The organism is Xanthomonas codiaei, from assembly GCF_002939785.1.
Taxonomy (GTDB): domain Bacteria; phylum Pseudomonadota; class Gammaproteobacteria; order Xanthomonadales; family Xanthomonadaceae; genus Xanthomonas; species Xanthomonas codiaei.
Genome location: NZ_MDEC01000001.1, coordinates 70,431 through 96,498, shown reverse-complemented (window position 1 = coordinate 96,498; position 26,068 = coordinate 70,431). Strand labels below are relative to the sequence as shown.

The window sequence follows — 26,068 nt, the reverse complement described above, 5'->3', positions numbered from 1 at the left end:
ACGGGCCGCCTATTGTGGCCGACCACGCCCTGCGGCGCAAAATTGGCCGGAATGGGTCACCCCATCGCCACGCTTGCGCATCGCCGGACGATGTGCCCACGCACTGCCCATCCCCCGCACCTGCCTATACTCGCGGCTTGTCCCGGCGGGAAATCGGCTTGACATCCATCGCATCGCTCATCGCCCGGGTCCAGTCCGCGCCGCAGCGCGAGCTGTACTTCTTTTCGCTGTACCGGGTGCTGGTGGCGGGCCTGATCGCCGCCCTGGTGTTCAGCCCCTTGTCCGATGCCATTCCCGAGCCACGCTACCCGCGCCTGGCGGCGGCAGTGGCGATCGGCTACCTGTGCATGGCCATCCCCTTGCTGTTCTGGGGGCGCAGCGAGCGCCGGCTCACCGCCACCGTGCTATGCGCCGTGGTCGCCGACATCCTGGCCGCAACCCTGGCCACGCACGCCCTGCCTGGCGCCAGCGCCGGCATCGCGATGATGCTGCTGTTCAACGTGGCCGCCGCCGCAACCCTGTTGCGGCTGCGCTACGGCATGAGCATCGCGCTACTGGCCAGCGCCGCCATCGTGCTGGAGTACCTGTGGACCCTGCTGGAAGGCGGCGGCGCCAATCGGCCGGTGGCGGAGCTGGCGATGTTCGTCACCAGCTACGTCGCGGTGGCCTTCATCTGCGAACAGATCGCCGCGCGCGCGCGGCGCAACCAGGTCCTGGCCGAAGAGCGCGGCGCGCAGGTCGCCAACCTCTACGAGATCAACGAGCTGATCATCCGGCGCATGCGTACCGGCGTGCTGGTGGTGGATGCCCACAACCGCATCTCGCTGGCCAACGAGGCGGCCGTGGCCCTGCTGGGCGATGGCGACCAGCGCAATACGCCGGTGGACCTGTCGCTGGTGGCGCTCACCCCGGAGCTGGCGCGCCGGCTGCAGCGCTGGCGCAGCGGCTGGCGCCAGGAAGAAGTCCCGCTGCAACTGGGCGCCGACCGCCCGGAGGTGCAGCCCCGTTTCGTGCGCCTGCTGGCCGACAGCGACCTGGTACTAGTGTTCCTGGACGACGCCACGGTGGTGTCGCGCCGCGCCGAATCGCTGACCTTGTCGGCCATGGGCCGTTTCTCGGCCAGCCTGGCGCATGAAATCCGCAACCCGCTGGCCGCGATCAGCTACGCCTCGCAGTTGCTGGAAGAATCGCCGGACATCGGCGATGCCGACCGCCGCCTGCTGCAGATCATCAACCAGCAGTGCCAGCGCACCAACGGCATCGTCGAAAGCGTGCTCGGGCTGGCCCGCCGCGAGCGCGCCAATCCCGAAAACCTGGACCTGGCCGCCTTTGTACGCCGCTTCGTGGTCGAGTATCGGCAAACCCTGTCGATGGAGACCGACATCCTGGAGGCTAGCATCCAGGGCAGCGCCGTCAATGCCCTGGTCGACCCAAAACACCTGCACCAGATCCTTACCGCACTGGTCCACAATGCGCTGAAGTACGGCCGGGTGATGGACGAGCCGGCGCGGGTGAAGCTGCGGGTCAAGCGGCAGGACCGCATGGCCGTCATCGATGTGATCGACCGCGGCCCCGGCATCCCGGACACGGTTGCCGCGCAGCTGTTCCGCCCCTTCTACACCACCTCCGAGCACGGCACCGGGCTCGGCCTGTACATCGCCCAGGAGCTCTGCCGCGCCAACCAGGCACAACTGGAGTACGTGTCGGTTCCCGGCGGCGGCGCGTGTTTCCGGATCTCGCTGCAGGGGCCAAACGGCTTGCTTGGCAAGTAGGTGCGTGGCCGCTGGCGGGGTCTGGCAGGTGGCCAATCAGATCGACCGCACGCGCCGATCGAACGCAGCAGGTCGCGGTAGCCGAACTCGCAGACGCCGCAGAACACGCAGCTTGCCCATCGCGCCCGGTTCGAACATGCAAGGCTGGCGCAGGCGGATGCGCTCCGGCGCGCAGCAGCTCGGCATCGCCTTTTCGCCAGCCGCCACCCGCCCTTGCTGCCAGGTGAAACGCCGTATCGATGCACGCGCGCTGTGGGTGAACGGTTGGCCTCCAACCCAGGCAGCAATTGTCGACAGTCATCACGCTGGGCTATCGTGCGCAGCATGAACGAACCCAAAAGCGCCCTGGTTGTCGATGACGAGCGTGATATCCGCGAGTTGCTTGTTCTCACCCTGGGCCGCATGGGCCTGCGCATCAGCACCGCCGCCAACCTGGCCGAAGCGCGCGAGCTGCTGGCCAGCAATCCCTACGATCTCTGCCTGACCGACATGCGCCTGCCCGATGGCAACGGCATCGAACTGGTCACCGAGATCGCCAAGCAGTACCCGCAGACACCGGTGGCGATGATCACCGCCTTCGGCAGCATGGACCTGGCAGTGGAAGCCCTGAAGGCCGGCGCCTTCGACTTCGTCAGCAAACCGGTGGACATCGGCGTGCTGCGTGGCCTGGTCAAGCATGCGCTGGAATTGAACAACCGCGACCGCCCCGCGCCGCCAGCGCCGCCGCCGGAGCAGGCCAGCCGCCTGCTCGGCGATTCGACGGCGATGGAAGGCCTGCGCGCCACCATCGGCAAGGTGGCGCGCAGCCAGGCACCGGTCTACATCGTCGGCGAATCGGGCGTGGGCAAGGAGCTGGTCGCGCGTACCATCCACGAACAGGGCGCACGTGCCGCCGGCCCTTTCGTGCCGGTCAACTGCGGCGCGATTCCTGCCGAACTGATGGAAAGCGAGTTCTTCGGCCACAAGAAGGGCAGCTTCACCGGCGCCCATGCCGACAAGCCCGGCCTATTCCAGGCCGCGCATGGCGGCACCTTGTTCCTGGACGAAGTGGCCGAACTGCCGCTGCAGATGCAGGTCAAGCTGCTGCGTGCGATCCAGGAAAAATCGGTGCGCCCGGTCGGCGCCTCCGGCGAAACCCTGGTGGACGTGCGCATCCTGTCGGCCACCCACAAGGACCTGGGCGACCTAGTTTCCGATGGGCGCTTTCGGCACGATCTGTACTACCGCATCAACGTGATCGAACTGCGCGTGCCGCCGCTACGCGAACGCGGCGGCGACCTGCCGCAGCTGGCCGCCGCCATCATCGCGCGGCTGGCGCATAGCCACGGCCGCACGATCCCCCTGCTCACGCCCTCCGCACTCGATGCGCTGGACCAGTACGGCTTCCCCGGCAACGTCCGCGAGCTGGAAAACATCCTCGAACGCGCCCTGGCCCTGGCCGAGGACGACCAGATCAGCGCCAGCGACCTGCGCCTGCCCGCCCACGGCGGCCACCGCCTGGCAGCCAGCCCCGGCGCCGCCGCAGTCGAGCCACGCGAAGCCGTGGTCGATATCGACCCTGCCTCGGCCGCCCTACCCTCCTACATCGAACAACTGGAGCGTGCCGCGATCCAGAAAGCGCTGGAGGAAAACCGCTGGAACAAGACCAAGACTGCCGCCCAATTGGGCATCACGTTCCGCGCGCTGCGCTACAAGCTCAAGAAGCTGGGGATGGAGTAGCGGGCTGCTGGGCACCTGCACATGACCTACGCCTGCCGTCTTTGGCCCGAAATCCCCACGGGACCTGTGCCTGTCGTCTTGAGATGCTCCGAAACCTCCACGGGACCTGTGCCTGTCGTCTGGAGGTGCTCGTTTTGAAGTCTTTCGGGTGAGAGCCGAGGCGTCCGACGTTTGTCCGCAGAGGATGCAGAATTTATAGCCTATGGATCATAGGGCGATGATGAACCAAGCACAGACCGCGTTCGCCCGTCCGCTGTGCAATCCTCTTGTTCGTCGCCCCAAGTCCTGCCGCACCCGCGCCAACCGCACCCGAGCGCGTATCGACGCATTACCGACCCGCAAGACAACCTCGACAAACTCCCTTCTCCCGCCTGCGGGAGAAGGTGCCCGAAGGGCGGATGAGGGCGCCTAGTCCTTGGTCACCCGATTGATCTCCGCCAGGCTGGTCACCCCATGCGCAGCCTTCATCAACGCCAACTGCCGCAAATCGCGGATGCCGATCTTCTGCGCCGCCTCGGCGATCTGCATCGCGTTGCCGCCTTCGTCCTTCTCGCGCCTGCGGGAGAAGGTGCCCGAAGGGCGGATGAGGGCGCCTAGTCCTTGGTCACCCGATTGATCTCGGCCAGACTGGTCACCCCATGCGCAGCCTTCATCAACGCCGATTGACGCAAATCGCGGATGCCGATCTTCTGCGCCGCCTCGGCGATCTGCATCGCGTTGCCGCCTTCGTCCTTCTCCCGCCTGCGGGAGAAGGTGCCCGAAGGGCGGATGAGGGCGCCTAGTCTTTGGTCACCCGATTGATCTCCGCCAGACTGGTCACCCCATGCGCAGCCTTCATCAACGCCGACTGACGCAAATCGCGGATGCCGATCTTCTGCGCCGCTTCCGCGATCTGCATCGCATTGCCGCCTTCCAGCACGATCGCACCGATCTCGTCGGTCATCGGCATTACCTGATAGATACCGGTACGCCCCTTGTAGCCTTCGGTGCACTCGTCGCAACCCACCGCCTCGTACAGCTCGATTCCCGCGGCGATCTGCTCAGGCGTAAAACCCTCGGCCAGCAACGCATTTTCAGGCAGCGTCGACTTGCGCTTGCAGTGGTTACACAACCGCCGCGCCAGACGCTGCGCGATGACCAGGGTCACCGACGAAGTGATGTTGTAAGGCGCAATGCCCATGTTCATCAAACGCGCGATGGTTTGCGGGGCGTCATTGGTGTGCAGTGTCGACAACACCATGTGGCCGGTCTGCGCCGCCTTGATCGCGATCTCAGCGGTCTCCAGGTCGCGGATTTCGCCGACCATGATGATGTCCGGGTCCTGGCGCAGAAACGAACGCAAGGCCGCAGCGAAGGTCATGCCGCGCTTGTTGTTCTGCTGCACCTGGTTGACGCCGGGTAAGCGGATTTCGACTGGATCCTCAGCCGTGGAGATATTGCGCGTCTCGTCGTTGAGGATACCCAGCGCCGTGTATAGCGACACCGTCTTGCCCGAGCCAGTCGGCCCGGTCACCAGCACCATCCCGTAGGGCTTGTGGATCGCCTCCAGAAACAACTTCTGCTGGTCCGCCTCATAGCCAAGCTTGTCGATACCCAGCTTGGCAGCACTGCCATCCAGAATACGCAGCACCACCTTCTCGCCGAACAGCGTCGGCAAGGTACTGACACGGAAGTCGATCTGCTTGGTCTTGGACAGGTTGAGCTTGATGCGTCCGTCCTGCGGCACCCGCTTCTCGGCGATATCCAGCTGCGACATCACCTTCAGACGTGCCGCGATGCGCTGGTTCAGCTTCACCGGCGCCTTCGCCACGTTCTTCAGCAGTCCATCGATGCGCAAGCGCACCCGGTAGTCGTCTTCATATGGCTCGAAGTGGATGTCGGAGGCTCCCCGCCTGATCGCATCCACCAGCACCTTGTTGACGAACTTCACCACCGGCGTGTCGTCACCCTTGGCATCGACCCCGGAATCCCCGCCGGCGCCCATGTCCTCGTCCCCGGCCGATACATCCAGATCCCCCACATCCTCGTCGTCGTTACCGAGCGACGCGCCTAGCGAGGCGTTACTGGCCTGCCATTGTTCCAGGGTACGCCGGATTTGGTCCTCGTCGACCAGGATCGGCTCAACCACCAGGTTGGTATGAAATTTGATGTCATCCAGCGCCCGCGTCTGGGTCGGGTTGCTCACCCCCACGAACAACCGGTTGCCGCGCTTGAACAGCGGCAGCACCTGGTACTTCTGGAGCAACTCTTCACTGACTAGCTTGACCGCATTCTGGCTAGCGTCGAACGCCGACACATCCATCAGCGGCATACCGAATTCCACGGCGTTGGCTGCCGCCAACTGAGACGCCGACACCAGCCTCTTCTCGGCAAACCACTGCGGCAGCGGCACCTTGGCAGCAGCCGCCTGTTCCATCGCCGTCCGCGCAGTGGCTTCCTCTAGGGCGCCATCCTGCACAAGACGCCGGGCAATTCCGGTGATACCAACCAAGTTAGCCGTGACGACGCTATTCATAGATCCCTACCCCGATTTCTTAGCACTTATGGTATCGCGGCAGTAGCAGCGGCGCATGCCTGCCTGACCAGCCTGGTCGCTTGCATTCCGGCACTTCATGACTTCATGACTTCATGACTAGCATGTTGGATCAACTCTGCAGCGAAGCGGCCGCGCTTCAAAGGCCACTTACTAGATAGAGTGCCTGCATTTCATGATGCGTGAACCAATCGCCCAGCCAGCGTTGATCGAGTGGAAAATAGCGTGATCTTTCCAGTCTGAAACCTGTTTCGGCCAACAACTCTGAGCGCGAAAGGAACTCGGCGTCAATGAAGGTAAGATGTGTGGGATCGCTGCGAAAACCCGCCTTACCCGGCACGATCACAAGCAGTCGTTGTACGCCCAAGCGACGAGCGGCCCGAGCCAATTTGCTGAAAATCGCTGCCGGTGCCTCAAGATGCTCGAGGACATGACTGACCACCATCGAACCGAATCGAATCAGGGATCACGCTCAGCTGCCAGTCGTCGGCGAATCCGTCGTAGTGATCTACCGCGAGCCCCAGGCTACGACAGTAAGCAACAGTGGAAACGTTGTACTCAAGCCCCCTGGACCCCTCGGGCAACCGTCCAAGTAACTCCCCCACGCCGCAGCCGAAATCCAACGTCGGGCCGCGCAACAACGATTGCGCACTGCGCAGATAGAACTTGCGCGCCAGCTTCCTCAGCGGTGCGCGATCTGTCTGATAGCTGGTGTAGCGCTCATCGAAGTCAGCCACGCCAACCTTCACCCGGTTTTCTATTGACCAACAGGTGAAGAGTCCGAGCGGGCACGGCAGCGATATCGTAGGCGAGGAAACCCAGGATGAGCTGAATCCCCACGATCACCTGCAGCGCTGCAAGCATCACGCTACCTGCAGAACTGAAATACCCGGTTTGCGCCGATTGCAGCCAGAAGAACACGCCGGTCGTCGCACCGGAGAACAGGAACAGCACACCTGCAACCAGCTCCAACGATGCCAGGGACAGGTCGCGCAGGAAATAGTTGTAGAAGATCCGCTTTCCAAAGTTGCGTAGATGTTGGATGGCGAAATCCAAGACGATCTTGCGCACACTCAGGTTGCTGACTTCGTCGCCATACCGTGCGTCCATCGGCACATCGACCACCACCGCCCGTATGGTATTCAAGCGAAACAGCATGTCGCTTTCAAAAAAGTACCGGCGGCTGATCTTGTCCAGCGGCATGCGTGCCACCACGCTCGCGTGAACGGCTGTGTAGCCATTGGTCGGATCGAAGATGTCCCAGTATCCGGAAGACAGCTTGGTCAGAAACGACAATGCGGCATTCCCAATAATCCGCATCTTGGGCATCCGGCCGATCTGCGCCAGGTCATAGAAGCGGTTGCCTTTGGTGTAATCGGCTTCGCCTCGGACGATCGGCCCGATCAGCTCCGGTAACGCATCCGGATCCATCTGACCATCGCCATCCATCTTTACGATGATCTCCATGCCATCGGCAACCGCGGACCGATAGCCAGCGATCGTGGCCCCCCCGACGCCCAGGTTGGAGGGATTGCGACACACCACCACCCGTGGATCCGCGCAGCGCTCCTCCACACAGGTGCCGCTGGCGTCGGGGCAATGATCGTCGACCACGTAGATGCGTTCGACCTGCGCGGGAATGGAAGCCAGCACATCAAGCACCTTGCTCCTTACCCGGTAGCAGGGAATCACAACCGCCAGGCGCACCTCGAACCTGGCCTCGTCGGTCCTTGGCCACGCATTCGTGGCGTACTGCACTGCAGCCTGCATCGTCATCCCCCGGCGCTGTAGGAGAGACGATAGACGCGCGCCAACAACGCGGCAACCACACGCGGCCAAAAGCGCTGGAACATCATCAGATCCTCCGTGGCTCGCATGCCCGACAGCACCCCGTCGCTGGTGGTACTTGCGGCATGCACACGATGCAGCATGGATACCTTGCGCACACGCACGAACGCCCCTTGCTGATCGGCTGCGCGCGTCCACGCGTCCCAATCCAGGTTCAACCTAAGATCTTCCCGGAAAAGGCCCCAGCCGGCGTCCTTGCGAACGGTCACCGACGGGCATGGCACCGCGCACCCGAACATCAACAGCCGCCGCTTCGAAGCCCTTGAGCGAATTGCGGATGCCCCCAGAAAACCCATCTCCTGCAAGACCCACTTGACCGCCAACATGGGCGTCATTACGCGCCGCTGCTCGCCCGCCAGTTCGCCGTAACCGGTCATGACCAACACGGCGCCAGGCTCTTGCGCGATGGCCGCCTTGGTTTGACCTGCGAAGTCGGGCAGATAGACATCGTCCTGATGCGCCAACGTGACCCAGCGCGCAGACGCCGTCCCCAGCGCCAGATTCCAGTCGTGACCGATGCCCCGCGGCGCATCGGTATGCACCACCAACCTGGCGCCGTAGCGCGCCGCCAGTCCCGCAATTTGCGGGCTGGGAGTGGACGTGCTGATCCAGATTGGCGATGGTGAAGACTGCGCTGCCAGCGAGCGCAGACACGCGTCCAGATAAGGCGAATCGCCGTATGCGGGCACTACGAACGCGTGGTCGACAGTGACGAGCATCCCCTCAGCCTGCCTGTGCGGTGAGTGAGACCAGCGCAACCCCGGTGGAGATCAACACCAACCCAACCCATTGCCACGGCGTCAATCGCTCCCCGTAGAGCAACCAGCTAAGCAGGGCTAAAAGTAGATAAAAGAAGGCGCCGGAAATCGCAAACGCAACACCCAGCTTGACGTGGCGAACCACCAGCATCCAGACCAGAAACCCGATGCCCTGCACCGCCACCGCAGTGATCACACTGGGCGACAGCACCGCAGCCAATAACCAGTCGCGTCCCGTAGGCGCTGGCGTCCGCGCAGCGATTTGGGTCAATCCATGCTTTACCAGCAGCTGACTCCCAATGGTCGAACACGTCACAAAAAAGATTAGAGGTAATTCACGTATCATCACATTGCCGTTGTCGGGAGGTGGCCTTACCGTGCATCGCGCGCTTGCGTGTCGTCAAACAGCATAAGTGCTGCGAACCCACCGCACCACTTGCGCAAACGGGCCAGAAAGAGTGACAAATTTGGTCACCCTCTGACCCATTTGGTCGCCGCCCAGAGCTGCAGTTCCGGAAGAGCCCGCCTGAGCGCTTGTTAAACGGCAAGTTGCCGAAGTTGGCACGTCCTTTGCTTTGATCAATCCGTGGTGGTCACGCACAGCCACGGCCCGATCCCTGCCAACTCAGGGCAAGGGTCACCGAAGTGCTCTCATCCAGTCCCAATCCATTCCAAGTCAAGGCCGAACCAATGAAAAAGAATATGCAGCAGGGCTTCACCCTGATCGAACTGATGATCGTGATCGCCATCATCGCCATCCTGGCCGCCATCGCGCTGCCGGCCTACTCCGACTACACCAAGAAGGCCAAGGTCTCGGAAGTCGTTCTGGCTGCTTCGTCGGGCCGTACCACCATCTCTGAGTATGTCGCTGCCAACAACGGCAACTGTCCCACCACCAGCGTGCTTGAGACCCAGTCGTCGACCTACGTGAGCGCCGTCAGCAACAGCGGCTGCGTGATCACTGCCACCAGCCGCGTTAGCGGCGCGACCGGCAACATCATCCTGACCGGCACCGTAAACCCCTCGACCTTCCAGGTTGACTGGACCTGCGGCGGCGACGTGCAGCCCAAGTACCGTCCGGGTTCCTGCCAGGGCACCAAGCAGTAATTGGTACGCGTAACGAAGAACCCCGGGCAACCGGGGTTCTTTTTTTTATTGGACGAGAACAATGCAAATGGACCAGCGATCCCTGAATCCAATCTTCCTCCTGCTCGGCGCGTCACTGTTGACCGCTGCCCTGTATTGGCCAGGATTGGATGGCCCCTTCCTGATGGACGACCAGCAGCATCTCATGCTGGTGCAATCTTGGCACCAGGGACAGATAGGCCTCTGGGACATGGCCGCCGGCAACGGCAACTGGCTGTTCCATCGCTCGCTCGCCATGGCCAGCCTAGCCTTGAATGTCGCCATCGGCGGCGACTCCAGCACCTCCCTCAAAGTCGGCAACCTGCTGGGCCATGTGTTTTGCGCCTGGATCGCCTATGCGTTGTTTCGCCGGCTTCTTGCCCGCGACCGTAACCTCTCTGGCCGGGCCGACCTAGTCGCCGCGCTGATCTGCGCCTTGTGGCTGCTACACCCTATCAATGTCAGCACCGTGCTGTACGTCGTGCAGCGTATGAGCGAAATCGCTGCCATCCTTCCCCTGCTGGGAGTGGCGCTGTATGCCTTCGTCCGCGAGCGCATGCTGGCAGGGCAGATGTCGGCGACAAAGGCCCTTACACTGCTATTCGTCGGCATCCCCCTGCTCACCCTGCTCGGCATCCAGGGCAAGCAGAGCGCCGTGGTGCTTGTCGGATTGTGCCTTGTGATCGAACTCGGCTGGTTCCAGGAACCACACCACTGGCCCTGGGTGCTGAAGAGTTTCTATCTTGCCTTCATCGCAGTACCGCTACTGGCACTGCCGCTCGCCCTGTATTTCTACTGGCCACCGCTCGAAGCAGCCATGCTCGAGTGGGGCATGACGCCTACCGAGCGGCTGCTGACCGAACCGCGGGTGCTCTGGCAGTACCTACGTATGCTGGTCGCTCCCTATTCGCCGGCGATGGGCATTTATAACGACGACATAGTCATCTCCAGCGGCCTGCTCACGCCCGCATCTACTCTGCTGTCGATCGCGGGGCTGGTTTTGGTCAGCGTGTTTGCCTGGTGCGTACGCAAACGCCTGCCGGCGACCTTCGTCGGCTGGTTCTGGTTTCTGGCTGCGCACTCGGTCGAGGCCAGCATCGTACCGATTGAGCTCTACTACGAGCATCGCAACTACCTGCCGCAATTTGGTCTGTGGCTCATGCTCATCGATCTGGTCGCAGCTGCGCTGCGTCACCTCGGTAAGTCGGGGATGAAGGTCCGCATGCTAGGCTGGACCCTGGCGGTGGGATTTGTCGCAGTGCTCGGCATCCAGACCTGGTCCAGGGTCATGGTTTGGCAGACCTCGCTGGGGATCAGCCTGGCAGCGATCGAAACCCATCCCAACTCGGCCAGAGCGCACGTTGCCTTTGGCTTTGCCGCCATGCAGGCAGGGCTCGTCGGCGACACGTATCGCGTCTTCGAGCAGCTGGCCGCTAACCCCGACCCCGCCCTGGCGGCGATTGGCAAGGTAGAAATCACTGTGCTGAACTGCCATCTGAAAAACGATAGCGATCCAGGGCTCCTCCGGCAAGCGGGTCGCCAATCGACGACCTTCATCAATCCGGTGCTGCCGTATGCGATCTCGAACTTGATGGAGGTCCACGCACGCAACGGCTGCGGCCGCGTCACCCCGGCAGTGATCGCCGCGACGATCGAAGACATCCTTGCCCGGGCGACCGGTCAACGCGAGTCCTCGCAGGCAAAATGGTCACTCCGCTACAACGCGGCGCTAGCTCATGAACAGGCAGGGGACTGGCGCGACGCCTTGCGGCAGACCAAGATCGCCTGGCCCAACAGTCCAGACCCGACGATTGCGTTGTTTCATGTAAAACTTCTTCTCCGTGCAGGCGACCTGGACGGCGCCAAAAGCGCATTCTGGGATGTCATGCGGCGCGCACGTTATACCAAGGTGAGCGAGTTGGAAGGCGCCACGCGTGGCGTCGCCCTGCATGCAATGTTGAAGGAAATCAATCGCTATGCGGCGGAGCACGGTCAACAGGGATTGAACTGACTGGGCAAGGGAACGGCTGTTCGAGCCGCGTCCTTGCCCGTGCCAGCCGGTGCATGAACCGCTATCATCATCACTGTACCGGCATGGGGTGCCGGTGGGGAGACTTGGCAATGTCAGCACTGGGTAGCACTGTGAAGAAGGGGACTAAACCGGCCAATCGCGTTAACGCGATGACGTCGTTCGTCTGGGAGGGAACAGACAAGCGTGGCGTAAAAATGAAGGGAGATGAGTTGGCTCGCAACGCGAACATGCTGCGCGCCGAACTCCGCCGCCGGGGAATCAATCCCACTGTCGTTAAGACAAAGCCCAAGCCGCTGTTTGGCGCGGCCGGCAAGCCGATCAAACCGAAGGACATCGCATTTTTCAGTCGCCAGATTGCGACTATGATGAAGTCAGGCGTTCCCATGGTCGGCACCCTGGAAATCATCGGCGAGGGCTCCAAGAACCCCCGCATGCGAAAGATGGTTGGCGAAATCCGTACCGACATTGAAGGCGGGTCGTCGCTCAATGAAGCGATCAGCAGACATCCAGTACAGTTTGACGAGCTGTATCGCAATCTGGTGCGCGCAGGCGAAAGCGCCGGCGTGCTGGACACGGTGCTGGATACTGTGGCGACGTACAAGGAAAATATCGAAGCACTGAAGGGCAAGATCAAGAAGGCCCTGTTTTATCCCGCAATGGTGATGGCAGTGGCGTTGATCGTCAGTTCCATATTGCTGATTTGGGTGGTACCACAATTCGAAACGGTATTCTCCAGCTTTGGGGCAGAGCTACCTGCATTTACCCAAATGATCGTGAATCTTTCTCGATTCATGGTGTCTTGGTGGCTGCCGATTCTTCTGTTCATCATTGGGTCAGCTGTGGGGCTAGTCATGGCCTATAAGCGCTCTCCCAAGATGCAGCACCTGTTTGATCGTCTGATCTTGAAGGTGCCTGTCATCGGCAAGATCATGCACGACAGTTCGATTGCACGGTTTGCCCGCACGACTGCGGTCACCTTCAAGGCAGGTGTTCCCCTCGTAGAAGCGCTCGGTATCGTTGCAGGCGCAACCGGAAACAAGGTGTACGAGGAAGCCGTGCTGCGGATGCGCGATGATGTTTCCGTTGGCTACCCCGTGAACCTCTCGATGAAACAGGTCAACCTGTTTCCGCATATGGTGATCCAGATGACCGCGATCGGCGAAGAAGCCGGTGCGCTCGACGCCATGCTGTTCAAGGTCGCAGAGTACTTTGAACAGGAAGTCAACAATGCGGTCGACGCATTGAGCAGTTTGCTCGAGCCGATGATCATGATCTTCATCGGTACCATCGTCGGCGGCATGGTCATCGGCATGTATCTTCCGATCTTCAAACTCGGCGCAGTGGTTGGATAAGACGTAATGGCATTTCTCGACCAGCATCCCGGTCTCGGCTTCCCTGCCGCGGCCGGACTGGGACTGCTGATCGGCAGCTTCCTGAATGTGGTAATCCTGCGCTTGCCCAAGCGCATGGAGTGGCAGTGGCGACGCGATGCCCGCGAGATCCTGGAGCTGCCGGACATCTACGAGCCGCCGCCGCCGGGAATCGTGGTGGAGCCCTCGCACGACCCGGTCACCGGCGACAAGCTCAGGTGGTGGGAGAACATCCCGGTTCTGAGTTGGGTAATGCTGCGCGGCAAGTCGCGCTACAGCGGCAAGCCGATCTCGATCCAGTATCCATTGGTGGAGCTGCTCACGGCCTTTTTGTGCGTGGCTAGCGTTTGGCGGTTCGGTTTCGGCTGGCAGGGCTTCGGCGCGATCGTACTGAGCTGCTTCCTTGTGGCAATGTCGGGCATCGACCTGCGCCACAAGCTGCTGCCTGACCAGTTGACCCTACCGCTGATGTGGCTGGGCCTGGTCGGCTCGATGGACAACCTGTACATGCCGGCCAAGCCTGCCCTGCTGGGCGCGGCGGTCGGCTACGTCTCGCTGTGGACCGTGTGGTGGTTGTTCAAGCAACTCACCGGCAAGGAAGGCATGGGCCATGGCGATTTCAAGCTGCTGGCCGCGCTCGGCGCCTGGTGCGGTCTGAAAGGCATCCTGCCCATCATCCTGATCTCCTCGCTGGTCGGCGCCATCCTCGGTTCCATCTGGCTGGTCGCCAAGGGGCGTGACCGCGCCACCCCCATTCCGTTCGGCCCGTATCTAGCCATCGCTGGCTGGGTAGTGTTCTTTTGGGGCAACGACCTGGTGGACGGCTACCTGCGCTTCGCAGGACTGCGTTGATCGGGGCACGGCGATGAGCGACTTCATCGTCGGCCTTACCGGCGGCGTTGCCTCCGGTAAGAGTGCCCTGGCTGCCGAGTTCGAGAAACTGGGTGTGCCGGTCATCGATGCCGATGTAGTTGCAAGGCAGGTGGTGGCGCCTGGCCCCATACTTGACGCCATCACCGAGCAGTTCGGCCACGAGATTCTGTTACCAGATGGGACACTGGACCGCCAAGCGCTGCGCCAGATCATTTTCGCTGACGCTACGCAACGGCGGGCGCTCGAAGTCATTACACACCCCGCCATCCGAACTGAACTTCAACGGGCAGCGCAAGCCGCTCAGTGGCCGTATGCCGTTGTCGCAATACCGCTGCTCGCCGATGCTGGCGGGCGTGCGATCTATCCATGGCTTGACCGAATCTTAGTCGTCGACGTGCCGGCCAACTTGCAACACGAACGACTGATGCAGCGCGACAGAACAACTGCCGAGCTGGCGAATCGCATGATTGCCGCGCAAGCAACGCGCGAGCAGCGGCTGGCGATCGCCGATGATGTCGTCTGCAATGAGGGCATGCTGGAGCAGCTGACGCATGCGGCGCGCAGATTGGACGCGGACTATCGTGCCCGGGCCAACACCTCAGCCACCGCGCATCGCTAGAGCGTATTATGAATTTTGAAGTAGAGACGTGGCATAGGATGGAGAAGAGAACGAAGTGGAGTCCTGCCAGGGTTTCTGGCAGGCGTTCGTAATCACGGGCCAAGCGTCGGAACCGATTGACCCAACCGAAACTGCGCTCCACGACCCAGCGGCGCGACAGCAATACAAACCCTTTCTTGGCCTCCGGCAGTTTTACCACGTGCAGTTCGATGCCTTCCTCCTGCGCGGCTTCGGCCGGCCCTTGGCCTGTGTAGCCTTGATCGACGAATGCCAGTGTCACCGTTTCGCCCGTGACATGCTGAACTTCCTGCGCCAGCGATCGCATCTGAGCGCGTTCCTGCGCGTTGGCTGGGGTGACCTGCACTGCTGGCAGGTGGCCGAGCGTATCCACCGGCATGTGCACCTTGCTGCCCTACTTGCGCTTGTAGCCGTTGTAGCCAGCAGTGGTCCGCTTTCGCATGTGGACTGTAGCGTTCGGCCATTCGCACAACAGGGCAACGCTCGCCGACAGCGGCCATGCTTTTAAGATAAGCTGCCCACGCAGGCAAAAGAATGGCGCCCTGCAGACATTCTCCATGGAGGTGGACGCGATGCAGGGTATGCCACATGGTTGGAGCTGCTGTGGCCATTCTGATGCCTTATGTTTTCGTTACTCGCAGCATTCCCGAGTAATATCCGACAACGCGACGCGCCCTGCCACAGTTGAGCTAAGCGGTCTGGCTGGACGATATGGATGCAGCTAGCGATCATCAACATCCGCATCGCCCTTGCCAGCCTGAAAGCTGGAAACACAAAAAATTCCTACGGTAATCGTCAAAAAATGCAACTCACTGAAAAAATTTTTGGCATGGCGACGGCCGCCCTGGTGATTTTCTCGTTGTTCGTTTTTATACGACCTGCAATTGCAGCTTCAAACCCAATCGACGAATGCTACAGGGCGTGGGATATAGGGATAACGTGCCCTACAAAAGGAGACGCACAGCTTGCGCTACAGCAACTGGTGAACACCGCCTGGTCCAGCCTACCAGATCGTAACCGGCGCATAATCTGCTGGAAGTCACCTTATTTTTCCTCACCGTCGCATATCGTGCTGAGCGCCTACATCACACATAGCGGACCGAATCCGATCTGCGACGGCAACTATTACAGACAGTTCAGTCGCGGATACTCGCCAACCACCCCTTGCACTGGAGACGCATGCCCACCGACTGATCCTGCCAAAAATAATTCTTGCGATAGTTCGTGCCAAGTCACTGGGCCGGTCATGGTTGGCAACCCGATCAATATGTTCACTGGCAGCAAATATGAGATTGCCTATGACTATCGCGACCCATCGGGCCATCTCGATTTCTCCAGATCTTATAGCAGCACGGATATTCCATCCAATCCAACAATAATGATGGGTCCGAACTGGAGGCATTCTTATCAACGCAACCTCCTCATTGAATCCACTGACGACGGAATTGTAATCGGGGCAAGCCGACCATCAGGAAATCAATACATCTTCCGCAAGTCCGGCACGCGCTGGGTGGCCGATGCCGATGTAAAGGAAAAACTCTTCGAACGTATGCAGGATGGCATCTTCATCGGCTGGGCCTTAGTGGACACACGGGATCGCAGGGAAAACTATAGTCCCGCTGGATGGTTGGAGAGCATTGAGTTCCCGGATGGAGACGTTGTCCAGCTGAGCTATGACGACACTGGCGCACTTGAAAAAGCCATCGACCGCCGGGGCCGTTCCTTGAACTTTCATGTCAACGGCCTCCGCTTGGAAGAGACCGACTTTGCAGACGGAACAAAAGCTCAATACAGTTATAGCGACGGACGACTCACAAAAGTCACCCAGATTGATGCATCCGATAACCAGATTAGCAGTATCGGATACAGATATGAAGATGCCTTGAGCCAGAATGCACTTACCGGAATAATCGACGAAAGTGGCAGCCGATATGCCACTTGGTCCTATGATGAGAAAGGCCAGGCGGTCAGCAGCCATCACGGTGATGGCAACATCAACCTGTTCTCGGTCAGGCGCACCAGCAATAAGGCCGTCGTCCACAGTCCATCGGGCGCGACTGTAGAATACAACTATCAAGTCCAGTTCGGACGCGCAAAGCTGATTGGGGCTCAGGCGAAATGCCCTGCATGCATTGACGGCGATTATCAACAACGTTCTTATGATGAGGCAGGTTACCCCAAAGAAACCATTGATTTCTCCGGCGCATCCGTAAGAACCACCTATGACACACGTGGCCTGCTAATCCAAACGATCGAAGATGCCAACAACATCTTGTCAAAACGCCGCACGCTGCAGACAGACTGGCATACCAGCTTCCGTGTTCCCGCCGAGCGACGCACCTACGATGCCAATGGTGTGCTGGTAGCGAGGACGACCTGGACCTACAATACCAGGGGTCAGGCACTGACTGTGTCGCAGGTCGATCCAAGCGCTGGTCCCACCCGCGTCACCACCCATCGCTTCTGCGAAGACAGCGATGTCGCCGCAGGCAGTTGCCCCTTGTCCGGCCTGCTGTTGGCCAGCGATGGCGCACGCATGGATATCGTAGATAGCACCAGCTACATCTACTACCTTGCGGATGAAGCCACTTGCATGGCATCGGCTGGCACCTGCCCGCACCGCAAGGGCGACTTGCAAAAAATCACCAACGCCCTCGGCCGCGTCACCGAATACCTCGCCTACGACGGCGCCGGCCGTCCGCTGTCCATCAAGGACGCCAACGGCATTGTCACCGATTACACCTATCACCCGCGTGGTTGGCTGACCGCCACCAAGGTGCGGGGTGCCGATGCGTCCAGCGAGGCTGACGACCGCATCACCCGCATCGACTATTGGCCCACCGGCCTGGTCAAGCAGGTCATCCAGCCCGATGGCGCGTTCACGGCCTTCACCTACGATGCGGCGCATCGGCTGACCGATATCACCGATAACGCGGGTAATACCGTCCACTACACGCTGGACAATGCCGGCAACCGCGTCAAGGAAGACACCAAGGATGCCTCGGGCACGTTGAAGCGCACGCTCTCGCGCGTCTACAACCAGCTCGGCCAGCTCAAGACGCAGGCCACCGCCGTGGGCGATCCGACTGACTTCGAGTACGACGCCAACGGCAACGCCACCAAGGTGACCGATGCGCTGGCGACTGCGACGCAGAGCGAGTACGACCCGCTCAATCGCCTGTCGCGCACGCTGCAGGACGTGGCCGGCATCAAGGCCAACACCACCTTCGACTACGACGCGCTCGACAACCTGATCAAGGTTACCGACCCCAAGGGCCTGGACACCAAGTACGAGTACAACGGCTTCGGCGATCTGGTGAAGCTCACCAGCCCGGACACCGGCGTCACCAGCTACACCTACGACAGCGCCGGCAACCGCGCCACCCAGACCGATGCGCGCCGCAATACCACTGCTTACGGCTACGACGCGCTCAATCGCCTGACCAAGGTCACCTACCCCACCTCCAGCCTCAACGTCACCTATACCTATGACGTGACGCAAACCGCCTGTGCCAGCGGGGAGACCTTCTCCATCGGCCGGCTGACCCGCATGCAGGACGGTGGCGCCATCACCCAGTACTGCTACAACCGCTTCGGCGATCTGGTGCGCAAGGTGCAGACCAGCAACGGCAAGGCGCTGGTGCTGCGCTACGACTACACCGTCGGCGGCCAGTTGCGCCGCATGACCTATCCCGACGGTGCAGTGGTCGATTACGTACGCAACGCGCAAGGCCAGACCACCGAAGTGGGCGTGACCCCGGTCGGCGGCAGCCGGCAGGTGCTGCTGGGCAATGCCAGCTACTACCCGTTCGGCCCGGCTGCCGGCTGGACCTACGGCAATGGCCGCACCCTCGCCCGCCGCTACGATCTGGACTACCGCCCGCAGGCGATCCAGGACACCCGTCCGGGCGGGCTGGAAGTGGGCTTCGGCTTCGACCCGGTTGGCAACCTCACCGCACTGACGCCCGCTGGTAATTCCACGCCGGAGATCGGCTTGGGCTACGACCCGTTGGGCCGCCTGACCGGCCTCAAGGACGGCCGCACCGGCACCCTGATCGATGGCTACAGCTACGACGCTACCGGCAACCGACTCAGCGCCAAGGTCGGCACCGCCACGCAGAGTTACACCTACCCAACCGACAGCCATCGCCTGAGCGCAGTGGCCGGCGTGGCACGTACATACGATGCCACCGGCAACACCACCGCCATCGGCGGCACCGCCCGCCAGTACACCTACGACACCACCGGCCGCATGACCCAGGCCCGCCGCGCCGGCGCGGTGACCATGAACTACCGCTACAACGGCCGTGGCGAACAGGTGCGCCGCTTCCTCGGCACCACCAACACCTACACGCTCTACGATGAAGCCGGCCATTGGCTGGGCGACTACGACAGCAACGGCGCGCCCAAACAACAGGCGATCTGGCTGGACGATCTACCGGTCGGCCTGCTGGCCAACGCCAACAAACTGCACTACATCGAACCCGACCACCTGGGCAGCCCACGCGTGGTGATCGACCCAAGCCGCGATGTGGCGGTGTGGACATGGAGCTTGAAGGGCGAAGCCTTCGGCAACACCGCGCCGAATCAGGATCCTGATGGAGATGGGGCCGCGCTGGTGCTGGATATGCGCTTCCCGGGGCAGCGGTTTGATGCGGCTAGCGGATTGAATCAGAACTACTTCCGGGACTATGACCCTACTACCGGGCGGTATGGGCAGAGTGATCTCATTGGATTGAAAGGCGGGACAAGCACATATAACTACGTAGCAGCCAATCCGATCAACTCTCTGGATCGGAACGGCTTGCTGGGAACCCCAGGACCTGGCTATAGATTCGAAAATCACAAGGAGCTTGCCCGGGCCGAGGCGATTGCAAAGCTGCAAAGATGCAATGTAGAAGATTGCGATCCGGGCAACCCTTACAAAATAACCGAGTCGCAGAAGGCGGAGGTGATCTCCAAAGTGATGTTCGCCACCATCTATCGTGATAACTCTGTCGGAACATGCGGTTATGCAAATCCAAATTTGGACCCAAATGCTATCGGCATCGGCAATGCTATCTTCTCAGGAGCAGGATGCTGCTCAATGGCCTCAGTCATCGCCCATGAAGCTGTGCACTTGGTACTTGGCAGCCCACTTTCGCTTAGCCTTCAGCAAAACTACGAGGGCGCCGCTAGATACTTGCAGCAAAAATGCTTTGGCTGCGGATCTGCCTTTGAATAACATTTTCAAGTACCTACTTATCCTTTTTACGGGCAGCATATCCATGCTAACAACAGCGTGTGGGCGAGGTGACATCGAACCGCCCACGCAAATTAGCGTGGGCAGCGATTATGGCGATCTTGGAAAATTTCATAATTGCCAGGCCATTGCCAGAAGACAACTCTCCGACATTGAGAAGTGTGAAATCAACTTACTCAAAAAAGAGTGCACCCCTTCTGCCGATTGTCTGATCACCTGCCAATCCAGTCCGGATGGACATAAGGTAGGCGGAGGTTGCTACCACCTCTGTTTTAGCACTGTAACTGGACACAACTGGAGCGAAAGGCCTAAAGCTGATTTCAGCAGCTGCGACACCCAGTCAAAATAAAATAAAGGATAGTACGGAGAACAGAAAAATCCATATCCATATCCATATCCGTAGTCGGCCACACTGTTCGCGGTTGCGCGCAGCGAGCTGAACTTGAGAACCTTCAGGAGCTCTTTTGCGGATAAACATCGCAACGGATCGCACGATCAGGATATTTGCCCTGACCGCTGGTACGATAAAGCTTACTTTTCATCTGATCCTACTCCACTCATTTTGCGCAGTTGACATCCCAAACAACCAGTAGCAATCTCCACCTCAAGGAGCGTAGAAACTCCGTGCATAGCGGTACCCACCTCCGTCAAACCGGTGGGTTTTTTGCGCCTGTTCACAGGTGCAAGCCGACGCGATGCCTGCGTCGGGAGGGCGGCTAATACAACACTCCTTCGGGAGGAATACGCCCGCCGACTATGCACGGTTTCTAACCTCCCGACATCCCGTCGCCGGCCGGCGACGGTGCCTGTTCTTCGAAGGAGGCGTTGTCATGACAGATGCATCGATATTGCAGGTTGGTGGGCGTCGTCGCCCCGTGGTGCTGGCGGAGGTGAGGCGATGAGCCGGGCGCAGTCTCCAACCGCCAAGCGGCCCAAATCAAATACCAAGCGCACCGCTTCCGCCAAGCGAGCAGCCACGCCGGTAAAGGACACGCAGCCCATGCGGCTGGTGCCGTCACCCACCTTCGACGTGGAAAACCTGGATTTCGACCACCGGCCAGCCCGACGCCCAGACGACATTCCGCCAAGGCCGCCTCGTAAGTCCCGCACGCCCACCCGTTGCACGGTGGGCTATGCGTTCTACGATGCAGAACCCGGCCGGCCATACAGCCAGCGGATTCCCAGCGTGCGCCTGCGCGGGCTGTGGCTGGAGCAGCTGGGGTTTACGGTTGGCTGCAAGCTGCAGATCACCGCGCGCGCTGGCGAGTTGGTGGTGAAAGTAGTGCCAGTTCACCCGCCAGGAACTGGCACCATGGTAATGACATCGACATTACGGAAGCGCTAGACTACACCGACCTGCAGGAGGCCAACTCCATGACCACGCCCAACACGACGCCCGGCAAGCGCGAAACCTTGAATATCCGCATCAAGCCAGAAGAACGCAGCCTGATCGACCGGGCCGCCAAGGCACGCGGGAAGAACCGTACCGATTTCATGCTGGACGCGGCACGCCTGGCTGCCGAGGAAGCCTTGCTGGACCAGACCCTTATCGCGGCCAGCCCGGATGCCTACGCGGCCTTTTTGGCGCGGCTGGACATGCCCCCGCAGCCGAATGCGCGCCTACGCAAAACGATGCAGACGCCCGCGCCCTGGGAGAAGGCATGACGGTATCGGCGCCGGAGCCACTGATGACTCATCACCGGCTCGAACCATTCGCATCGGGCGTGGAAAGCCTGGATCACTGGCTCAAGCGCCGCGCCCTGAAAAACCAGGCAACCGGCGCGTCCCGGACCTTCGTTGCCTGCGCTTACGACCGGGTGGTGGCCTATTACGCGCTGGCGTCGAGTGCGGTCGCCGTTGATGCCACGCCTGGCCGCTTCCGCCGCAATATGCCGGATCCGATTCCCGTCGTGGTGCTTGGCAGGCTTGCTGTCGACCAATCCCTGCACGGCAGAGGGTTTGGCCGCGCCCTGGTGCGGGATGCCGGCAAGCGCATCCTGCATGCGGCCGACACCATCGGCATTCGTGGGCTCCTGGTGCATGCGCTCTCGGCAGACGCCAAGGTGTTCTACGAGCGCATCGGCTTTGAACCGTCCCCGCTGGATCCCATGTTGCTGGTCGTTACGCTGGAAGACCTGAAAGCCAGTCTGTGATCGGGTCAGGGGACGCGGTAGAAGATGGAAGACGATCCTGGAAGGCTGGGGAGCATGATTCCAGAGCTTCTACAAATCGGCGGGTGAAGCCTCGCCGGTAGAGCCCTCGCGCCCATGCGCTTCTAGGCGAGCGCGGGTGATTGCTCAGCGACGAAACGCCAACGTCGCAATCACCCCGCGCTCCTGCCCCGGCCTGACGCTGACGCGCCACCCATATAGATCGCATAGCCGGCTAACGATCGACAGGCCGATGCCGCCGCCTTGCGAGTGGCCGGCGTGGGTGCCGCGGTAGCCGCGCTGGAACAGCTTGGCGGCGTCTTCCTCGCTCAGGCCGGGGCCGGAGTCGATCACTTCCACCGCATCGTCCAGCACGCGGACACGTACCTGGCCGTCCTGGGTGTACTTGACCGCGTTGCCGATCAGGTTGCCCAGCGCCACCGACAGGGCGGACTCGGGCGCGTCGATGACCAGGTCGCGTTCGCCCTCCAGCAGCAGCTCCAGCGGTTTGCCGCCGAGTTGGGCACGATGCGCGTCGATCAGTTGTTCGGCCACCTTGGCCACGTTGCTGCTGCCCTGCCCGCGCTCGTTGCGCGAGAGCAACAGCAGCGAGCCGATCAGGTCGCTGCATTGCTGTTCGGCACGCTGGATACGCTGCAGGCGTTGCAGCATCTTCTCGTCCAGATTGGGCTTGGTCAGCAGCAGCTCGGTGGCGCCGCGGATCACCGCCAGCGGGGTGCGCAGTTCGTGGCTGACATCGGCGTTGAACTCGCGGTCGCGCTGTACCACTTCGGTGAGGCGTGCGGAGTAATCGTCCAGCGCTTCGGCCAGCTGGCCCACCTCGTCGTCCGGAAAGTGCGCGGCCAGCGGCTTGGGCTCGCTGGTGCCGCCGCGGTAGGCACGCAGACGCGCGGCCAGGTCCGACACGGGGCGCATCACCTTGGAAGCGGACCACCAGCCGATCAACAGCGAAAACCCGCTGAAGACCAACACCGACAGCATCAGCGTGCGCTTGAGCTGGATCTCGCCCTTGAGCGTCTGGGTCATGTCGTAGGCGAGGAAGAACCACTCGCTGGGCGTCTTGCGCACCGCCAGCTTGTACGAATAGGCATTGCCGCTTTCGTCCACGCCGGTGATGGTGTGGATGCCGTCGGGGAACTGGTACCACTCCGGTTGTTCGAGGCGCAGTGCTTCGAACTTGTCGCGCTTGACCACGCGCCCGCGCATCTGCTGCACCGGCAGGTCGGGATTGCGCAGCGGGTCGGAATAGAACCGCTGCGCGAAGGCGTCGATGTTGCGATTCATCACGTCTTCGACCAGCTGGTTCTCCACGCGTGAGCGCGCCCAGTTGGTGGCAAAGGCGAACAATGTCGTCAGGCAGAAGCCCAGCAACACGAACGAGAGGATGATGCGGCTACGCAGACGCCGCCGGTAGCGGCCACGCCTGCGGGCGGGCCGCAGTCCGCCGGCACTCTCAGGCATCGGGCGAGGCGATGCGGTAGCCGATGCCGTGGCGGGTCTGGATCATCGGCACGTCGAAGGGCTTGTCCACCACCGCACGCAGGCCGTGGATATGCACGCGCAGCGAGTCCGAATCCGGAAGTTCTTCGCCCCAGACGCGGGTTTCCAGCTCCTGGCGCGTCACCACGGCGGGCGAGGCTTCCATCAGCGCCTGCAGGATCTTCAGCGCGGTGGGGTTGAGCTGCAGCAGCTTGCCGCGGCGGCGCACTTCCAGCGTGTCCAGGTTGTATTCCAGGTCGCCGGTCTCCAGCACGCGGGTGTGCACGCCCTTGCCGCGACGCGACAGTGCGTTGAGGCGCACTTCCACTTCCTGCAAAGCGAATGGCTTGATCAGGTAGTCGTCAGCGCCAGAGTCGAAGCCGGCCAGCTTGTTGTCCAGCGAGTCGCGTGCGGTCAGCATCAGCACCGGGGTCTGCTTGCGCGCTTCGTTGCGCAGCTTGCGGCAGACTTCGATGCCGTCCATGCCGGGCAGATTGAGGTCCAGGACGATGGCGTCGAACTCGTGCACCACCGCCAGGTGCAGGCCGGTCACGCCATCGGCGGCGAAATCCACGGTATGGCCGCGGTCTTCGAGGTAGTCGCCCAGATTGGCGGCGATGTCGCTGTTGTCTTCGATTACTAGAATTCGCACTGGAACCTCGTTGTTGGGTCACATACCCGGCTGCGTCGCCACGTTTTGGCGCTGCAGCCGCGTTAATTCGTCTTTGTTGCCGTCTCGCAGCCGACGCCTTTCGGCAACCGTCATGCATTGCGTGGTGGAAAGATGCGACCCCACCGCGCGTACGCGTTGACAGACCATCCGGCTTTCTTCGCCTGCCTTGGTCAACAGGGCGTTGACCAATTCCTGGTCATTGAACACTGCGGCGCTTGACTCCGGCGTGAGTTGCGCCGGGTCGGAACTGGCCTGGAGCGCGGTCTGCATGCGCTGCAAGGCAGCCAGCACCTTGGCGCGGTTGTCGGCGCCGATCTCCGCATAGGTGTCGCCGTCACTGAGATCACGGCGTACTTGTTCGGCCTGCTCGGCAAATGGCCGCGGTGCCTTCAGATCCACGGGCGCCTTACTGGCTGCGAGGGCGGGAAACGCAGCGCACAGCAGCAGCAATAGAGGTCCTTTCATGATGATGCCTTTCCTTTCCATACCCGACGATTGCTGAAATGTAGACCTGAACACGGTAACCAACAAGCCGCCACAAAAAGGCCCGGATGCCGCGAAGCATCCGGGCCAAACGTTCATCCCGATCACCGTCACTGCCGAGAGCGGAGCTACGGTCGGCAGAGGCTAGCGAGCCAGAGATTATTTTTTCGTTAATTTTCCGCTAAAGCATTCAGCCATCCGATCGACGGGCGGCCTGCTCCAGGTGCAGGATGATGTGACCTGCCACATCCACACCGCAGACCCCTTCGACGCCCTCCAGGCCCGGTGTGGAATTGACCTCCAGCACCAGCGGCCCGCGCCTTGAGCGAATGAGGTCCACGCCGGCCACTGCCAGACCCAGCGCACGTGCCGAGCGCACCGCGACCTCTTGCTCCTGGCTGGTCGCCTCGGCCACCGCGGCGCTCCCCCCCAGATGCAGATTGGAACGGAAATCGCCCTCGGCGGCCTGCCGGCGCATGGCAGCCACGACCCGGTCACCCACCACGAAGCACCGCAGGTCGGCGCCCTCGGCTTCGCCGATGAACTCCTGCACGATGAAGTTGGCGTACAGCCCGCGCAGCGCTTCGACCACGCCACGCGAGGCGCTGGCCTTCTCGGTCAGGATCACTCCGGCCCCCTGCGCCCCTTCGTTCAACTTCACCACATGCGGCGGCGGGCCGAGCATGGACAGCAGGTCCTGGGTGTCGTCGGGGTTGTCGCCGAACACGGTGACCGGCATGTCGATGCCTTGCGCGGCCAGCAGCTGGTGCGCACGCAACTTGTCGCGCGAGCGCAGGATGGCGTCGGAGGGATTGGGCGTGTAGGTGCCCATGAATTCGAGTTGGCGCAGCACCGCGCTGGCATAGCGGGTCACCGATGCGCCGATGCGCGGAATCACTGCATCGAAACCGGTGATCGGCTTGCCCTTGTAGTGCAGGCTGAAGCCGTCGGCGGCGATGCGCATGTAACAGCGAAGCGGGTCGAGGATGCGTACCGTGTGCCCGCGCTTGCGCCCGGCCTCGATCAGTCTGCGTGTCGAATACAGCTTGCTGTTGCGGGAAAGGATGGCGATTTTCATCGCAGCAGGGACACGGCGCGGCCTGGACATGGTCGGAGTCTGATGACGAAGTTAGCCAAGTCCGTAGGTCTGCCGGCGGCCGGAGCGCCAGCGGCTGCCAAGCCCGTGCGCGACGATCGAACCGGTGTGCGACGGCCCCGAGGATGAAGACGCGATAGTGCGTCAACCCGTATTGCCGCAGCGCACACGCGACGCAGCCTCAACACCATCGATGCTAGCAGGGCGCCCGCGCGGCGCTCAAGACACAAGGGTCCTTCAAGTCCGCCAGGTCAGAG

Annotated in this window: 23 protein-coding genes and 1 pseudogene; 11 read left to right on the top strand and 13 right to left on the bottom strand. The window is 61.5% G+C overall.

Going from position 1 to position 26,068, the window contains the following annotated elements; all coding sequences use genetic code 11:
• Nucleotides 1-158 precede the first annotated feature (158 nt).
• Nucleotides 159-1,772 (top strand): sensor histidine kinase, encoded by a 1,614-nt coding sequence (locus XcodCFBP4690_RS00390; RefSeq protein WP_104539273.1) that lies wholly within the window; start codon nt 159-161, stop codon nt 1,770-1,772.
• Nucleotides 1,773-2,096: 324 nt separating this feature from the next.
• Nucleotides 2,097-3,491, top strand: a complete 1,395-nt coding sequence (locus XcodCFBP4690_RS00385) for a sigma-54-dependent transcriptional regulator (protein ID WP_146091795.1) — start codon at nt 2,097-2,099, stop codon at nt 3,489-3,491.
• Nucleotides 3,492-3,899: 408 nt separating this feature from the next.
• On the opposite strand, the gene XcodCFBP4690_RS00380 is transcribed toward XcodCFBP4690_RS00385, so the two are convergent.
• From XcodCFBP4690_RS00380 to XcodCFBP4690_RS00350, 8 genes are all read right to left on the bottom strand, one after another.
• Nucleotides 3,900-4,019, bottom strand: coding sequence for a pilus assembly protein (locus XcodCFBP4690_RS00380; RefSeq protein ID WP_104539100.1), 120 nt, complete (start codon nt 4,017-4,019; stop codon nt 3,900-3,902).
• A gap of 65 nt (nt 4,020-4,084) precedes the next feature.
• Complete coding sequence (locus XcodCFBP4690_RS00375; RefSeq protein ID WP_029220459.1) at nt 4,085-4,204, bottom strand: hypothetical protein; 120 nt, start codon at nt 4,202-4,204, stop codon at nt 4,085-4,087.
• A 65-nt stretch (nt 4,205-4,269) separates the two neighbouring features.
• Nucleotides 4,270-6,006: a type IV-A pilus assembly ATPase PilB gene (gene pilB / locus XcodCFBP4690_RS00370; RefSeq protein ID WP_104539099.1), complete on the bottom strand. Its 1,737-nt coding sequence runs from the start codon at nt 6,004-6,006 to the stop codon at nt 4,270-4,272.
• Between the two features lie 157 nt (nt 6,007-6,163).
• Complete coding sequence (locus XcodCFBP4690_RS22280; RefSeq protein WP_146091794.1) at nt 6,164-6,469, bottom strand: hypothetical protein; 306 nt, start codon at nt 6,467-6,469, stop codon at nt 6,164-6,166.
• Nucleotides 6,438-6,761, bottom strand: a complete 324-nt coding sequence (locus XcodCFBP4690_RS00365; RefSeq protein ID WP_104539098.1) for a class I SAM-dependent methyltransferase — start codon at nt 6,759-6,761, stop codon at nt 6,438-6,440. Before XcodCFBP4690_RS00365 ends, XcodCFBP4690_RS22280 begins: the two co-directional genes overlap by 32 nt.
• A complete protein-coding gene (locus tag XcodCFBP4690_RS00360) occupies nt 6,754-7,800 on the bottom strand; it encodes a glycosyltransferase family 2 protein (RefSeq protein ID WP_104539097.1) in 1,047 nt (348 codons plus the stop codon). Before XcodCFBP4690_RS00360 ends, XcodCFBP4690_RS00365 begins: the two co-directional genes overlap by 8 nt.
• A complete protein-coding gene (locus tag XcodCFBP4690_RS00355) occupies nt 7,797-8,591 on the bottom strand; it encodes a glycosyltransferase (protein ID WP_104539096.1) in 795 nt (264 codons plus the stop codon). The genes XcodCFBP4690_RS00360 and XcodCFBP4690_RS00355 overlap by 4 nt, the downstream gene beginning before the upstream one ends.
• A gap of 4 nt (nt 8,592-8,595) precedes the next feature.
• Nucleotides 8,596-8,976 carry an SMR family transporter gene (locus XcodCFBP4690_RS00350; protein ID WP_104539095.1) on the bottom strand — a complete coding sequence of 127 codons (381 nt, stop codon included), beginning with the start codon at nt 8,974-8,976 and terminating at the stop codon, nt 8,596-8,598.
• 344 nt (nt 8,977-9,320) lie between these two features.
• Between XcodCFBP4690_RS00350 and XcodCFBP4690_RS00345 the strand changes: the two genes are divergently transcribed.
• The 5 genes from XcodCFBP4690_RS00345 (at nt 9,321) to coaE (ending at nt 14,649) form a co-directional block, all read left to right on the top strand.
• Nucleotides 9,321-9,737, top strand: coding sequence for a pilin (locus tag XcodCFBP4690_RS00345; RefSeq protein ID WP_208622660.1), 417 nt, complete (start codon nt 9,321-9,323; stop codon nt 9,735-9,737).
• A 61-nt stretch (nt 9,738-9,798) separates the two neighbouring features.
• Complete coding sequence (locus tag XcodCFBP4690_RS00340; protein ID WP_208622659.1) at nt 9,799-11,766, top strand: hypothetical protein; 1,968 nt, start codon at nt 9,799-9,801, stop codon at nt 11,764-11,766.
• A 110-nt stretch (nt 11,767-11,876) separates the two neighbouring features.
• Nucleotides 11,877-13,139 (top strand): type II secretion system F family protein, encoded by a 1,263-nt coding sequence (locus XcodCFBP4690_RS00335; protein ID WP_104539271.1) that lies wholly within the window; start codon nt 11,877-11,879, stop codon nt 13,137-13,139.
• A 6-nt stretch (nt 13,140-13,145) separates the two neighbouring features.
• On the top strand, nt 13,146-14,009 hold the full coding sequence (locus XcodCFBP4690_RS00330; RefSeq protein ID WP_104539093.1) for a prepilin peptidase: 864 nt from the start codon (nt 13,146-13,148) through the stop codon (nt 14,007-14,009).
• A gap of 13 nt (nt 14,010-14,022) precedes the next feature.
• The gene (coaE, locus tag XcodCFBP4690_RS00325; RefSeq protein WP_104539092.1) at nt 14,023-14,649 is read left to right on the top strand and encodes a dephospho-CoA kinase; all 627 of its coding nucleotides are present in this window, start codon (nt 14,023-14,025) and stop codon (nt 14,647-14,649) included.
• 34 nt (nt 14,650-14,683) lie between these two features.
• Here the strand turns inward: coaE and XcodCFBP4690_RS00320 are convergent.
• Nucleotides 14,684-15,132, bottom strand: a pseudogene (locus tag XcodCFBP4690_RS00320) (transposase); the annotation flags it as partial.
• A gap of 250 nt (nt 15,133-15,382) precedes the next feature.
• Between XcodCFBP4690_RS00320 and XcodCFBP4690_RS00315 the strand changes: the two are divergent.
• The 4 genes from XcodCFBP4690_RS00315 to XcodCFBP4690_RS00295 all read left to right on the top strand — a co-directional run bounded on the left by XcodCFBP4690_RS00315 (nt 15,383) and on the right by XcodCFBP4690_RS00295 (nt 22,062).
• The gene (locus XcodCFBP4690_RS00315) at nt 15,383-19,891 is read left to right on the top strand and encodes an RHS repeat-associated core domain-containing protein (protein WP_244183542.1); all 4,509 of its coding nucleotides are present in this window, start codon (nt 15,383-15,385) and stop codon (nt 19,889-19,891) included.
• A gap of 916 nt (nt 19,892-20,807) precedes the next feature.
• Nucleotides 20,808-21,254, top strand: coding sequence for a SymE family type I addiction module toxin (locus XcodCFBP4690_RS00305; protein WP_104539091.1), 447 nt, complete (start codon nt 20,808-20,810; stop codon nt 21,252-21,254).
• A gap of 29 nt (nt 21,255-21,283) precedes the next feature.
• Complete coding sequence (locus XcodCFBP4690_RS00300) at nt 21,284-21,574, top strand: type II toxin-antitoxin system TacA family antitoxin (protein WP_104539090.1); 291 nt, start codon at nt 21,284-21,286, stop codon at nt 21,572-21,574.
• Nucleotides 21,571-22,062 (top strand): GNAT family N-acetyltransferase, encoded by a 492-nt coding sequence (locus XcodCFBP4690_RS00295; protein WP_104539089.1) that lies wholly within the window; start codon nt 21,571-21,573, stop codon nt 22,060-22,062. Before XcodCFBP4690_RS00300 ends, XcodCFBP4690_RS00295 begins: the two co-directional genes overlap by 4 nt.
• A gap of 144 nt (nt 22,063-22,206) precedes the next feature.
• Here XcodCFBP4690_RS00295 and XcodCFBP4690_RS00290 read toward each other — a convergent pair whose 3' ends face one another.
• The 4 genes from XcodCFBP4690_RS00290 to rimK form a co-directional block, all read right to left on the bottom strand.
• Nucleotides 22,207-23,541, bottom strand: a complete 1,335-nt coding sequence (locus XcodCFBP4690_RS00290) for a sensor histidine kinase (protein ID WP_167394402.1) — start codon at nt 23,539-23,541, stop codon at nt 22,207-22,209.
• Complete coding sequence (locus XcodCFBP4690_RS00285; protein WP_003490678.1) at nt 23,534-24,211, bottom strand: response regulator transcription factor; 678 nt, start codon at nt 24,209-24,211, stop codon at nt 23,534-23,536. The genes XcodCFBP4690_RS00290 and XcodCFBP4690_RS00285 overlap by 8 nt, the downstream gene beginning before the upstream one ends.
• A gap of 18 nt (nt 24,212-24,229) precedes the next feature.
• Nucleotides 24,230-24,697, bottom strand: coding sequence for a hypothetical protein (locus tag XcodCFBP4690_RS00280; RefSeq protein WP_104539268.1), 468 nt, complete (start codon nt 24,695-24,697; stop codon nt 24,230-24,232).
• 208 nt (nt 24,698-24,905) lie between these two features.
• Complete coding sequence (rimK, locus tag XcodCFBP4690_RS00275; protein ID WP_104539088.1) at nt 24,906-25,793, bottom strand: 30S ribosomal protein S6--L-glutamate ligase; 888 nt, start codon at nt 25,791-25,793, stop codon at nt 24,906-24,908.
• Nucleotides 25,794-26,068: the final 275 nt, after the last annotated feature.

Coding starts and splice junctions, on each gene's coding strand:
- XcodCFBP4690_RS00355 (WP_104539096.1), bottom strand. CDS start 8,591: ATGCTCGTCACTGTCGACCACGCGTTCGTAGTGCCCGCATACGGCGAT.
- coaE (WP_104539092.1), top strand. CDS start 14,023: ATGAGCGACTTCATCGTCGGCCTTACCGGCGGCGTTGCCTCCGGTAAG.
- XcodCFBP4690_RS22280 (WP_146091794.1), bottom strand. CDS start 6,469: ATGGTGGTCAGTCATGTCCTCGAGCATCTTGAGGCACCGGCAGCGATT.
- XcodCFBP4690_RS00290 (WP_167394402.1), bottom strand. CDS start 23,541: ATGCCTGAGAGTGCCGGCGGACTGCGGCCCGCCCGCAGGCGTGGCCGC.
- XcodCFBP4690_RS00335 (WP_104539271.1), top strand. CDS start 11,877: ATGTCAGCACTGGGTAGCACTGTGAAGAAGGGGACTAAACCGGCCAAT.
- XcodCFBP4690_RS00295 (WP_104539089.1), top strand. CDS start 21,571: ATGACGGTATCGGCGCCGGAGCCACTGATGACTCATCACCGGCTCGAA.
- XcodCFBP4690_RS00305 (WP_104539091.1), top strand. CDS start 20,808: ATGAGCCGGGCGCAGTCTCCAACCGCCAAGCGGCCCAAATCAAATACC.
- XcodCFBP4690_RS00300 (WP_104539090.1), top strand. CDS start 21,284: ATGACCACGCCCAACACGACGCCCGGCAAGCGCGAAACCTTGAATATC.
- XcodCFBP4690_RS00380 (WP_104539100.1), bottom strand. CDS start 4,019: ATGCAGATCGCCGAGGCGGCGCAGAAGATCGGCATCCGCGATTTGCGG.
- XcodCFBP4690_RS00280 (WP_104539268.1), bottom strand. CDS start 24,697: ATGAAAGGACCTCTATTGCTGCTGCTGTGCGCTGCGTTTCCCGCCCTC.
- XcodCFBP4690_RS00345 (WP_208622660.1), top strand. CDS start 9,321: ATGAAAAAGAATATGCAGCAGGGCTTCACCCTGATCGAACTGATGATC.
- XcodCFBP4690_RS00375 (WP_029220459.1), bottom strand. CDS start 4,204: ATGCAGATCGCCGAGGCGGCGCAGAAGATCGGCATCCGCGATTTGCGT.
- XcodCFBP4690_RS00330 (WP_104539093.1), top strand. CDS start 13,146: ATGGCATTTCTCGACCAGCATCCCGGTCTCGGCTTCCCTGCCGCGGCC.
- XcodCFBP4690_RS00315 (WP_244183542.1), top strand. CDS start 15,383: ATGCAGCTAGCGATCATCAACATCCGCATCGCCCTTGCCAGCCTGAAA.
- XcodCFBP4690_RS00385 (WP_146091795.1), top strand. CDS start 2,097: ATGAACGAACCCAAAAGCGCCCTGGTTGTCGATGACGAGCGTGATATC.
- rimK (WP_104539088.1), bottom strand. CDS start 25,793: ATGAAAATCGCCATCCTTTCCCGCAACAGCAAGCTGTATTCGACACGC.
- XcodCFBP4690_RS00350 (WP_104539095.1), bottom strand. CDS start 8,976: ATGATACGTGAATTACCTCTAATCTTTTTTGTGACGTGTTCGACCATT.
- XcodCFBP4690_RS00360 (WP_104539097.1), bottom strand. CDS start 7,800: ATGACGATGCAGGCTGCAGTGCAGTACGCCACGAATGCGTGGCCAAGG.
- XcodCFBP4690_RS00340 (WP_208622659.1), top strand. CDS start 9,799: ATGCAAATGGACCAGCGATCCCTGAATCCAATCTTCCTCCTGCTCGGC.
- pilB (WP_104539099.1), bottom strand. CDS start 6,006: ATGAATAGCGTCGTCACGGCTAACTTGGTTGGTATCACCGGAATTGCC.